8 protein-coding genes and 1 pseudogene are annotated in these 11,958 nt (G+C 70.7%); 4 read left to right on the top strand and 5 right to left on the bottom strand.

Annotated features, from left to right (window positions below; genetic code table 11):
* Positions 1 to 137 precede the first annotated feature (137 nt).
* Positions 138 to 581, bottom strand: coding sequence for a hypothetical protein (locus tag ABGB21_RS15375; protein ID WP_347653883.1), 444 nt, complete (start codon positions 579 to 581; stop codon positions 138 to 140).
* Positions 582 to 766: 185 nt separating this feature from the next.
* Here ABGB21_RS15375 and ABGB21_RS15370 point away from each other — a divergent pair, with 185 nt between their 5' ends.
* Positions 767 to 3,100 carry a carboxypeptidase-like regulatory domain-containing protein gene (locus ABGB21_RS15370; protein ID WP_347678259.1) on the top strand — a complete coding sequence of 778 codons (2,334 nt, stop codon included), beginning with the start codon at positions 767 to 769 and terminating at the stop codon, positions 3,098 to 3,100.
* Between the two features lie 111 nt (positions 3,101 to 3,211).
* Here ABGB21_RS15370 and ABGB21_RS15365 read toward each other — a convergent pair whose 3' ends face one another.
* Together ABGB21_RS15365 and ABGB21_RS15360 are read right to left on the bottom strand one after the other, a co-directional pair.
* Entirely contained in the window at positions 3,212 to 3,757 is a 546-nt protein-coding gene (locus tag ABGB21_RS15365) for a GNAT family N-acetyltransferase (protein ID WP_347678257.1), read from the bottom strand.
* Positions 3,758 to 3,877: 120 nt separating this feature from the next.
* Entirely contained in the window at positions 3,878 to 6,106 is a 2,229-nt protein-coding gene (locus ABGB21_RS15360; RefSeq protein ID WP_347678255.1) for an MMPL family transporter, read from the bottom strand.
* A 109-nt stretch (positions 6,107 to 6,215) separates the two neighbouring features.
* On the opposite strand from ABGB21_RS15360, the gene ABGB21_RS15355 reads away from it, so the two are divergent.
* Entirely contained in the window at positions 6,216 to 6,980 is a 765-nt protein-coding gene (locus ABGB21_RS15355; RefSeq protein WP_347653875.1) for a TetR/AcrR family transcriptional regulator, read from the top strand.
* Entirely contained in the window at positions 6,964 to 8,601 is a 1,638-nt protein-coding gene (locus ABGB21_RS15350; protein ID WP_347678348.1) for an NAD(P)/FAD-dependent oxidoreductase, read from the top strand. Before ABGB21_RS15355 ends, ABGB21_RS15350 begins: the two co-directional genes overlap by 17 nt.
* A 161-nt stretch (positions 8,602 to 8,762) precedes the next feature.
* Here the strand turns inward: ABGB21_RS15350 and ABGB21_RS15345 are convergent, their stop codons facing one another.
* Positions 8,763 to 10,343 (bottom strand): Rieske 2Fe-2S domain-containing protein, encoded by a 1,581-nt coding sequence (locus tag ABGB21_RS15345; RefSeq protein ID WP_347678346.1) that lies wholly within the window; start codon positions 10,341 to 10,343, stop codon positions 8,763 to 8,765.
* 289 nt (positions 10,344 to 10,632) lie between these two features.
* Here ABGB21_RS15345 and ABGB21_RS15340 point away from each other — a divergent pair, with 289 nt between their 5' ends.
* Positions 10,633 to 10,857: a hypothetical protein gene (locus ABGB21_RS15340; RefSeq protein WP_347678253.1), complete on the top strand. Its 225-nt coding sequence runs from the start codon at positions 10,633 to 10,635 to the stop codon at positions 10,855 to 10,857.
* Between the two features lie 72 nt (positions 10,858 to 10,929).
* Here the strand turns inward: ABGB21_RS15340 and ABGB21_RS15335 are convergent.
* Positions 10,930 to 11,544, bottom strand: a pseudogene (locus tag ABGB21_RS15335) (cell division protein DivIVA); the annotation flags it as partial.
* Positions 11,545 to 11,958: the final 414 nt, after the last annotated feature.

The following is an 11,958-nucleotide window of genomic DNA, read 5'->3' as shown; positions in this document are numbered from 1 at the left end:
TTCGGCTCTCCTGCCGTCCCGATCAGCGGTCGGGACCGGCCGAGGTAACCTTTTCCACCTCGTTCCGGCCGCACCGGTCGCTGTGACGGCCGCTCCATCAGTTAGACAAGCGGGGAATGACTGTGACGTTCACGGTTTCAGCCGCTCAACGAACCATCCGGCCTCATGACGAGCCGCCCATACTTCGGCAGGACGATGTCGACGAACTCCGGTGAACGAAGATCCTCCTGATCGGCGGCGTTCACATGGATTTGTACCGGCAGGTCGCCGACAGGGACGTAGAACCGGAGCACCGCCAGATCCAGCCCGTCACCCACCCGTAGAAGTCCGCTGGAGATGCGGATCGTGCCGTCGAAAACAACCGGCCCCACCGGATCGTCGACGGCGACGGCGGCAACACGGACGGTGGTAGCACCCTCCGCAGCACCGTTCTGAACCTGGACAACCATTTGGCTTTTCCCCACGTCGAGCAGGGGGTGGTCCCCGCTCTCGCCGAGGTCCTCGCCCGCGTCACTCTCGTTGTCCCCGACGAAGAGCACGCCCCCACCAAAATAGGCGCTGAGCTGCCCGAGTATCGACATGCCCAAATCCTATCTGGTTGGCCGAATCGTACAGGTTTCCGCCTCATTGGTTCCAGAATCGAGTTGCTCGCCGCGGGGAGCCGCGCGCATGCCGGAAGGGCCGTCCACTGTGGTCCCGTCGACTATCGTGCCACCGTCGGGGAGGATTCGACGTCTCTCCGCCCTACTCCTCAGACCGGGGCATCATGACCAATCGGATAAACACCAGCAGAATACTGCGCCGACTCGTGGCGGGGCTGGCGGCGGCGCTGCTCGCCACCTTCGCGGCGGCGTCGTCGGCCCGGGCCGACGAGCCGACCGGCACCATCGCCGGCACGATCACCAACAACGGCATACCGGTACCGGATGCGTCGATCTTCGTCTCCGCCGCCGACGGGTCGTTCGGTGAGTCGGGCATGACCGACTGGATCGGCCGGTACACGGTGTCGAACCTGCCGGTGGCCGGCTCGCCGTATCGGGTGTCGGTCGAGGCACCCGGCCACCCGAAGCAGTACGCCCACGGCAAGGCCGACCTTGAGTCCGCGACCCTGTTCCCGGTGACCGCCGACGGAGTGACCACGGTCGACGAGTCACTGCTGCCGACCGGGACGATCATCGGACGGTTCACCGACCCGGCCGGCAACGGCGTGTCGGCCTGGGTGGGCGCCTACGGTAGCCAGGGGGTACCCACCGGCGCCACCGCGGACGGGGACGGCAACTACTCGATTTCCGTACTGCCGGGCACCTACCGGGTCGGCTTCAACTACGGCAACACCCAGCAGTACGCGTACGGCACCTTCTCCTGGTCGCAGGCCTCGCTGTTCGCGGTGGCGGCCGGTGAGACCGTGACGGTGAACGACGTCCGGCTGGAGACCGGGACGATCGCCGGACGGCTGACCAACGCCGACGGCACCCCGGCGGCCGGCATCTCCGTACAGGCCGAGGGTGACACCTCCTACGGCTTCGGCGCGACCGACGACTCCGGCGCGTACCGGATCGAGGACCTGGTGCCGGGCGCCTACCGGGTGTACTTCCGACTGCCGTCCGGGGCTCAGCAGTGGGCACCGCAGGCGCTCACCCGGACCCAGGCGCAGTCGTTCGACGTGGCCGGTGGTGGGACGGTCACGCTGGACGAGCAGCTGGTGCCACTCGGCTCGATCGCCGGACGGTTCACCGACGCCAACGGTGCCCCGTTCCCGAACGTCTCGGTGATGGTGGACAGCGACAACGTCGAGGGCAACATCACCACCACGACGGACGCCGCCGGTACGTACCGGATCGACGGGGTCCCGGCGGCCGACTATCGGGTCCGGTTCTACGACTGGCAGACCAACCTCGACCAGTACGCCCACGGCAAGCGCAGCCGGGAGGCCGCCGACCCGATCACGGTACGGGCGGATCAGACCACCACCGTCGACGACCAGCGGCTGCCGACCGGCACCATCCGGGTCACCGCGAAGGACAGCCTCACCGGCGCCGCTGTCGACAACTTCTACGTCCAGGTCGGGGAACAGATCGTCAGTACGACAACCGGCGCCGTCCTACTGTCCGACATCGCGATCGGAACGCACACCGTGCGGGGCGGCGGCGACGATCACTTTCTCCCCGGCAACGGCCCGGAGGTGACCGTTACTGCCGGGCAGCAGGCTGAAGTCGAGCTGGCGCTTCAGCCATACGGGAAGATTTCCACGACGGTCGTCGACCGGGCCACCGGCGCTCCGGTCGGCGACGCCTGCGTCTATGCGCAGAAGGTGAGCACCTTCGTCGTCGAACTGGGTTGCGGGGGACAGAGCGACTCGACGGGCGCGGTGACGCTGCGGGTAAGGGATTCCGGCAGTTACAACGTCTTCGTCATGCCGGAGCGCGGTAGTCCGTACGGCGGGCAGTGGGTCGGTCCCACCGGCGGCACCGGTACACAGGCCGCGGCGACCCGGGTCACGGTGGCCCCCGGCGTCACCACCTCCCTGGCGCCGGTCCGCCTGGACCCGGTCGGCCGCATCAGCGGCACGGTGACCGGCACGAGCGGCGACCCTGTGCGGCACGGAATCGTGAGCCTTGTGGGCCCGAGCGTGCTCCTCGGCAGCGACACGTACCACTGGCCGGTCGCCGAGGACGGCAGTTACACGGTTGACCAACTCGGCCCATATCGGTGGCCTCTTCTCTTCGCCGCCGACAATCACCCGCTGCAGTGGAGCGGTGGTGTCGGTAACCGGCTGACCGCGAGATTGGTACCGGTTCACGCTGGTGGGACCACCGACTTCGACTATCGGATGAAGGCCGGCGCGAAACTACGCATCGGGCTGCCGGATGCGAACGGCGCGGGCCGCGTGGTCGTACGCAACGCGGTCACCGCAGATCCGGTCGGCGTGGCCGGCAACATCTCTCCCGACGTGTCCATCCCGGTCATCGGCACGCAACGGGTCAAGGTTGAAATCACCGGGGTCCCGCCCCAGTGGTACGGCGGCACGGACTTCGCCAGCGCGACGCCGGTGTGGATCCCCCGCTCGGGCACGGTGACGATCACCTTCCCGGCGAACTGAGCGGGCGGTCCGACTCGTCGGACAGGGCAGGCGGCCGGAGTCTTCGTACGCGGGCTCCGGCCGCCCGTTCGACCGGATCCTGCGCGTACCGCCCCGATCCGGCCGCGATGGTCAGGGCCGAGCGAGGTGGAACGTCTCCACCTCGATTCCGCCGTACCAGTCACGACGACGGCCGACCGGGGTCATGCCGAGCCGGCGGGCGACCCGCATCGACGCCTCGTTGTCGGGCGCGACCACGGCATAGAGTTCCTTCACCCCGAGCGCGAAGCCGCGCTCGACCGCACCCCGGGCCGCCTCGGTGGCGTAACCGTGCCCCCAGCACTCCGGGTCCAGGTGCCAACCGACCTCGATGTCGTCGGTCAGCTTCGCCTCGTCGACCCCGGGCAGCGGCTTCAGCATCACCGTGCCGACCACCAGCCCGTCGTCCCGACGCTGCACCGCCCAGATGCCGAACCCGTCGCCGAAGGTGGCGTTCCGGGCATGCCACCGGCGTACCATCTCGGCGGCACCGGCCGGCTCCCGCAGCGGAAGCAGCGGAGCGGCCAGGAAACGGGCCACCTCGGTCCGCGAGTAGATCTCGAAGACCCGGTCCAGGTCGGCCTGCTCCAGCGTCCAGTCCCGGATCACCAGCCGGTCCGTCGAGTAGATCGTCGCCATGGCGCCGGATGCTAGCCGCCGACCGGGCACCAGACCAGACCACTCCGTTTCCTCCGGCCACGGTCCTCGACGGGGCCGCGCAGCAGGGCCTCCCGGGCGCTGCCCGACAGGGGACCGGTCTCACCGCTGCCCGGTGAGCGCCGGCTGCCGGGGGTGTTCGGCCGCCGGTCCGCCGTCGGACTCGCGGATGCCGTACCGCCGGTAGACCCGGGCCAGCGGGCCGGGTGCCCACCAGTTCCACCGCCCGAGCAGTCGCATCGTCGCCGGCACCAGCAGCGCCCGGACCAGGGTCGCGTCGACCGCGATCGCCACGATCATCCCGATGCCGATCAGCTTGATGAAGACCACGCCGCCGGTGGCGAATCCGGCGACCACGACGGCGAGCAGCAGCGCGGCGGCGGTGATGATCCGGCCGGTGTACTGGAGGCCGGCGGCGACCGACGCGGTGTTGTCGCCGGTCCGGTCCCACTCCTCGCGTACCCGGGAGAGCAGAAAGACCTCGTAGTCGGTGGCGAGGCCGAACAGGACCGCCAGCATCAGGATCGGGTTGCTCGGTTCGATGAAGCCGGTCGGGGTGAAGTGCAGCCAGTCGGCGAGGTGCCCGTCCTGGAAGATCCAGACCACCACCCCGAACGAGGCGCCGATCGAGATCAGGTTCATCAGTACCGCCTTGACCGGCAGCAGCACCGATCCGAAGGCGAGGAAGAGCAGTACCAGCGTGGCGGCGGCCATGATCCCGGCCATCAGCGGCAGCCGGGAGGTGAGGCTGTCCAGCATGTCCAGGTCGGCGGCGGGCCGGCCACCGACCAGCACCTCGGCGCCGGCCGGTGCCGGCAGGTCGCGGACCAGTCGTACGACGTCCTCGGCGACCGGGCCGGTCGGCTCACCCGGGTAGGTCACCGACAGCAGGGTCGACCCGCCCTGGTTGGCGCTGACCTCGACTCCGGTCACCCCGGGCAGCCGGGACACCTGGTCGGCGAAGTCGCGGGCGCCGGTGGCGTCGGTGCCGGAGACCAGCACGCCGACCGGGGCGACGCTGCCGCCCGGGAACTCCGTCTGGATCCGTTCGGCGACCACCCTGGGCGGGGCGTCGGTGGGCAGGACCCGCTCGTCGAAGCCGCCGGCCTCCATCCGGAAGAACGGCGTGGCGAGCACCGCCAGCACCGCGACGACCCCCACCAGGTACAGCACCGGGCGGCGCATCACGCTGTGGGCCAGTCGGGCCCAGGCACCGGTTCCGCCCCCCGTCGGCGACGCCGCGCCCGGTCGGCCTCCGCCGGTCTCGGCCGCCGTCGACCGGCTGCGGTCCGCGCGGCGTCGGAACGGCAGGCGTACGGCGAGCGCGTTGATCCGGGTGCCGAGGATGGTGAGCAGGGCCGGCAGTACGGTCAGCGAGGCGAGCATCGCCACCAGGACGGCGGCCATCCCGCCCAGCCCCATCGACCTGAGGAACGACTGCGGGAAGATGAGCAGGCTGGCCAGGGCGGTGATGATGGTGAGTCCGGAGACCAGGACGGTGCGCCCGGCGGTCGCCATGGTCCGGGCGGTCGCGGCCGGTACGGGGTGTCCGGCGGCGAGTTCCTCCCGGAACCGGCTGACGATGAAGAGCGCGTAGTCGACGGCCATGCCGAGCCCGATCAGCGTGATGATGTTGATCGAGAAGATCGAGATGTCGGTGACCGTGCCGAGCAGCCGGACCAGGATGAACGCGCCGAGGATGGCCAGCCCGCCGACCAGCAGCGGGGTGGCGGCGGCGACCAGGCCACGGAAGATCAGGATGAGCAGGACGAGCAGGATCGGCAGGGAGAGCAGTTCGGCCCGGGTGAGGTCCTCGGCGGTCTGCTCGTTCGCCTCGGCGAGGAAGGCGATGTTGCCGCCGGCCTGGGTGGTGACGCCGGGGGTGTCGAGTGCCGGCCGCAGCGTGTCGTACGCCTCCTGCCGCTGGTCGGGGTCGGCGCCCCGCAACCGCAGCAGCGCGTACGTCGCGTGCCGGTCGTGGGCGACCAGGTTCGGTGCCTGGGTGTCGTACCAACTGGTCACCGTGGCGACCTCGGGCCGCTGCCGCAGCCGGTCGAGGGTGGCGGTGACCGGATCGCGGAAGGCGGGCTGGTCGACGGTGCTGGTGGGGCTGGACCAGAGCACGATCACGTCCGCGCTCTGGTTGCCGAGTTCCGCCTCGATCCGGGCGGCGGCCCGGCTGGATTCGCTGTCCGGGTCGTCGAACCCGCCTCCGGTCAGGGTGCCGAGAACCCCCACGCCCCAGGTCGCCCCGACGGCGACCAGCAGCAGGGCGGCGCCGAGCACCCACCACCGGAGTCGGCCCACGGCCCGTCCCCACCACGCGAACATCGCCCGTCCTCCCCGTCGACCGTTAGGGTCTTAGTCGTAACCACCACTCATCATGGTAAACGCCGTTCACTTTTGCAACAGACGTTCTTTCACGTCAAGGGGATTCGACATGACCGCGCCCACTCGCCGGGAACGCCTGCGTACCGCGACCGTCTCCGAAATCAAGGACGGGGCACGACGACTTCTGGTGACCGGCGGCCCGCCGGCGATCTCGCTGCGCGCGATCGCCCGGGACATGGGGATGACGGCCCCCGCCATCTACCGCTACTTTCCCAGCCTCGAAGCGCTGGTCGTCGAACTCGCCGGCGACCTCTACGACGAACTGCGGCACCAGGTGCAGGCCGCCCGGGACGCCGCCGGCGACGACCCGCTCACCCAGCTCGCCGCCATGTCCCGGGCGTTCCGGGCCTGGTCCGTCGCCCATCCGGCCGAGTTCATGCTCGCCTTCGGCAGTCCGGTACCCGGAATCGACGCGTTCGAGGAGGCGTGCGTCGACGAGACCCATCCCGGTGCCCGGTTCGGCGCGGTCTTCCTCCGGTCCTTCCTGGACCTGTGGCACCGGACGCCGTTTCCCACCCCGCCGGCCGAACTGCTCCACCAGCGGCTGGCCGGCTCCCTCGGCCCGCTGATGCGCAGCCACGGCGAACTGCCGGTCGAGGTGGCGTACGTCTTCCTGACCGGCTGGGCGTCGCTCTACGGCATCGTCTCGATGGAGGTCTACCAGCACCTCCGGTGGGCGGTGTCCGATCCGGACGCGCTCTTCGAGGTCGAGCTGTCGGCCTTCCTGGCCCGGCTCTCGCCGGGAGCCACCCCGCCGGGGACGGTTCGGGCTAGGCTCCCCGAGCATGAACGCCGAGATGCCGAACCGGGCTGACCTCGCCGCACCCGACCGGGCGGACGACACCCTGCCGCGCCGCGCCGACGTCGTGATCGTCGGAGCCGGGCACAACGGTCTGGTCGCCGCCGTCCTGCTGGCCCGCGCCGGCCTCGACGTGGTGGTGCTGGAGGCGGCCGACACGATCGGCGGCGCCGCCCGGACCGAGCGGCCGTTCCCTAGGGTCCCCGAGCTGCGGCACTCCACCGGCTCGTACCTGCTCGGGCTGATGCCGCCGGAACTGGTCCAGTTGCTCGACGTGAAACTGCCGACGCTGCGCCGGGACCCGCACTACTTCCTGCCCACCCCGGGCGGCCCCGGCTCGCCGTACCTGCTGTTCGGCGCCGACCGCGAGGTGACCCGGATGCAGATGACCCGGTTCTTCTCCCTCGCCGACGTGGCCGCCGACGACGCGATGCAGGCCGAACTCGCCGCGCTGCGCGAGGACCTCGCCCCGGCCTGGCTGGCCGAACCGCAACCGGTCGAGGAGATCGCCGACCGGCACGTCCGGCCCGCGCTGCGCCAGGCCTTCGTCGACCTGGTACGCGGCTCGGTCGCCGACTACCTGGCCCGGTTCGACTTCCGCTCCGAACTGCTGGTCTCGATGTACGCCGTCACCGACGGCCTCTCCGGGCTCAACGCCGGCCCGGACGACCCCGGCACCGGCTACAACTTCCTGGCCCACAACATGTGCCGGCTGCCCGGCTCCGGCGGCACCTGGATGATCGTCGAGGGTGGCATGGGCACCGTCTCCCGAACCTTCGCCGACGCCGCCCGCGCCGCCGGCGCCAGGATCCTCACCGGTACGCCGGTCGCCGCGGTCACCGTCGACGGCGGGGCGGCCAGCGGAGTCGTCCTGGCCGACGGGCGGACGGTCACGGCCGAGGTGGTGCTCGGTGCCGGTGACCCGTACCGGCTGATGGAGCTGGTGCCCGACGGCGCGCTGCCGGCCACGCTCACCGAACGGATGGCGGCGGTCCGGCGGACCGGCACCACCCTCAAGGTCAACCTGGCGCTGGCCGACCTGCCGACGTTCTCCTGCCTGCCGGCCGACGCGCCGAGCCCGTTCGGCGCCACCATCCACCTGCTGCCCGGCTCGGCGTCCCTGCTGCCCGGCGGTGGTGGCGGCGAGTCGCCGATGGCGGCGCTACGCGGCATGTGGGCGGACGTGCGGGCGGGACGGCTGCCGGAGGAGCCGACCATCGAGTGGTACCTGCACACCACCGTCGACCCGTCGCTGCGGGACCCGGCCGGCCACCACTCGTCCGCGCTCTTCGTCCAGTCCGTCCCGTACGCCCCGGCCGACGCCTCCTGGGAGGAACTCCTCCCCGGCTACGTCGACAAGCTGCTCGCGATCTGCGACCGGTACGCCCCCGGCACCTCGGATCTGGTCGCCGACGCGGTGCCGCTGACCCCGCCCGGGATCGAGGCGCACTTCGGCATCACCGGCGGGCACATCCACCACGTCGACAACACGGTGTCGTTCACCGACCGGATGCCGTACGCCACCGGACTCGACGGCCTGTACGCGGGCGGGGCCGGCTGCCACCCGGCGGGCAGCGTCATCGGTGCCGCCGGGCACAACGCGGCCCGCCTGATCCTCACCGACCTCGGCCGTTGAGAGCCCACCTGTCAGCAGCGGTTCCTGCCGGGCCCGGACCTCGTCCGGTCGCGGCGGGTCACCGGACGGTTCGGGACGCTGCGGGCAGCACCCGTCCGACCGCGCCCGTCACCGTCGTCCCCGGTTCGGGCCTGTCGAGGTAACGCGCCGCCGCGCCCGCCTCAGCCGGCCGGCTCGGGGCTCGGCTGCGGCACCGGCTCGTCGGCCCGGTGCGCCCGGATCCGGTGCCCGACGCTGGTCAGGCACCGCCCGCTCGCCAGGTCGAACCGCCAGCCGTGCAGCTGGCAGGTGAGCTGGCCGTCCTCGACGATGCCGAACCGGCTCAGGTCCGCCTTCAGGTGCGGGCAGCGCCGCTGCACCACCCAGTCGCCGAGCGTGATGTCCTCGGCGTCGACCGCCCGCTCGTGCTCGTCGTACCAGCCCTCGGCGTACTGGAGGCGCTCCTCGGAGAGGCACTTGAAGAAGGAGTAGACGAACTCGTTGTACTGCCCGATCCGGGCGGCCGAGAACCGGCAGGAGAGGAAGAGCGAGTTGACCCAGTCCACCTCGCCGATGTGCAGCAGGTGCTCGATCAGCGCCCGCTCGGTACGGAACCGGTACCGCACCTTCTCGTCCGCGTACGGCCGCACCTGCTTGCCCGGGAAGTCCACCACGATGGACTCGACCGATTCGCCGTCGTAGCCGACCAGGTCGAAGCGGACCGGGCCGCCGACCCCCTTGGCCAGGTAGATCGACTCCTCCAGCAGCGGCTCGATCCGCTGCTTCATCTCCTTGAGCACGTCGATCTCGGGGTGCCGCCAGGACGCCTTCTCCGCCTCGATGATCGGGCGCTTGCGCTCCCGCATCTCCTCCAGGTGCGCGACCTTGTTGGCGAAGAACTCGTCGACCGGGGTCGGATGGGTGGTCTCGCAGTTCTCCGTGGTCAGCTCCGCCACGCTGCCCGGCAGCAGGACCACGCCGTTGGTGCCGCCGACCTTGGCGTACTCGCGCATGAAGACCGACTGGTCGGGGAAGATGTTGCCCTCGTCGCCGTGGATGTCGTTGAACTGCCACAGTTCGTCGTCGAGGAAACAGGGCGGACCGGCGATCGGGAAGACGTACGACGCGTTGAGGTCGTTGATGTACCGCCAGGTCCGGTCGAACTGCCGGTCCCGCTTCTGCTTGCCGAAGGCGGTCTTGGCGGCGGCGGGCAGCTCGTAGACCATCGGGTACCAGATGGCGCCGGAGAACTGCAGCAGGTGCGCGTGCACGTGTCCCAGCTCGGCGAAGGTGCTGAGGTCGGTCGGCCGGGCGTCGTTCTGGTTCAGCACCCGTACGCCGTCGTACTCCACCCAGAGCGACGAGTCACCGATCGGACCGTCGGTCGGACTGGTCAGCGCCTGAATCATGATCTTCAGGCCGCCGTCCAGCTCGTGGACCTCGTTGGTCTTCGTTCGGAGGAAGCTGGTGAAACCCAGGTCGCGGAGTTCGTCCTCCAGCTCCGAGGTCGGGTACTCCGGCAGCAGCACCGTCGCCTTCTTCGAGATGAAGTTCTTCAGGTGGGCCGCGTCGAAGTGGTCCCGGTGCAGGTGGGAGACGTACAGGTAGTCGACCTGCCCCAGGCTCTCCCAGTCGAGCTGTGAATTGTCCGGAAATGGGAACCAAGAGGCGAAGTATGCCGGATTGACCCACGGGTCGCAGAGGATGCTCCCCGCACCGGTGTCGATCCGCATACTCGCGTGGCCCGTACCGGTCAGTCGCACCGCACCATCCCCCTGGACATCGGATCCCCTGGACATCAGCTGTCTCATCCCGCTGGCAGACAATCAAGGCGTACGCCAAACGCTACCGGAGCGCTCGGCCCGACCAACCCGCGACGTCCGGTTGTGCCCGTCGGTCCCGTTCGCCACGCTGAACCCCGTGACAGCCGGCACCGTCGCGCCGGCACCGCCCGGACAGCCGCCGTGGCGGTGGAGGGCGGAGGCCGGCCACGCCGGCTCCGCGCCACATGCCAGACTTACCAGGATCCGATCGTCAAGGAAGGACCGGAAAGTGGCTGGAAGCGAGCCGGTGACGTCACCCGACCAACACAAGCCCGGGCACCGGAAGGCGGGCCGGATCGGGGCGCTCGTCTCCGCGGCCGCCATAGTGGCGATGATGTTCAACAACAACGAGGTCAGCGGCATCGCGAAGCTCTGGCTCGGCGGCTTCGCCGCGTTCCTGGTCGTCGTGGTCATCGGCGACACCGTGCTGCGTCGCAACGGCCTGCGCTCCTAGGGCCCCGCTCCCTGCTCCCCGCGCTCCGGTCGCCCGACGGGCGACCGGAGCGCGACCGCTGGTCGGTGGGTCTCACTTGCCCAGCAGCAGGTCCTTGACCTCTTTCAGCGCGGCGTCAACCTCGGCCTCGAAGTAGCCACCCGGAACCAGACCGAACCGCATGGTGTCGAGGTCGGCGGGGTTGACCGGCATCGGACCGCGCCCGGACATGCTGCCGAGAATCCCCTCGAACAACTGGTCGACCTGCTCCGGGTCATAACCACTGCCGAAGCGCCGTACCTGGAAGGTGCGGCGGATGTGGTCGATCCGGGCCAGCTCACCGCCCGGACCGCCGAGTCCCGGACCCGCCATCGGCGGCGGCCCACCCATCGGCGGCCCACCCATCGGGGGGCCGGCCATCGGGGGGCCCGCCATCGGGGGTGGCCCACCGACCGGGTCACCCATTCCCCGACCGGGGCCGCGCAACTCCCGGTCAGGCATCCGAATCTCGGCCGTCATGTCCGCCTTGCCGTGTCGGCCGGCGTCAAACCCGTCGAACCGCTCTCCTGGCCCGAAGCCCGCGCCCGGTCCCCCCGGACCGCCGGGACCGAAGCCACCGCCGCCGGGGCCGCCGCCCGGTCCACCGGGACCGTAGCCACCACCTGGGCCGGCGCCCTGACCACCGGGACCGCCGGGACCGCCGGGGCCGAAGCCACCCGGACCGCCCGGTCCGAAGCCACCATCAGGAGCCACCCGCCCGCCAGGGCCACCGGGACCACCGGCCGGTCCACCGGGGCCGCCCGGCCCGAAGCCACCGCCGGGGCCGCCAGGGCCGCCGGAACCACGAGGCGGAAGTGGGGCACCCGGGGCACGTTGCGAATCGAACCCACCCCTCGGCGGCTCACCACCACGCTGCGGATCGAACCCACCTCGCGGCGACTCACCCGCACCCCGGGGATCGAACCCACCTCGCGGCGACTCACCGCCACGCTGCGGATCGAACCCGCCCCGCGGATCGAAACCACCCCTCGGCGGCTCACCGCCACGCTGCGGATCGAACCCACCTCGCGGATCAAACCCACCACCCCGCGGCGGCTCACCACCACGCTGTGGTTCAAACCC

This window comes from Plantactinospora sp. B24E8 (assembly GCF_039871735.1).
In the GTDB taxonomy this organism is placed as follows: Bacteria; Actinomycetota; Actinomycetes; order Mycobacteriales; family Micromonosporaceae; genus Plantactinospora.
This window is presented reverse-complemented; position numbering and strand designations above follow the sequence as displayed.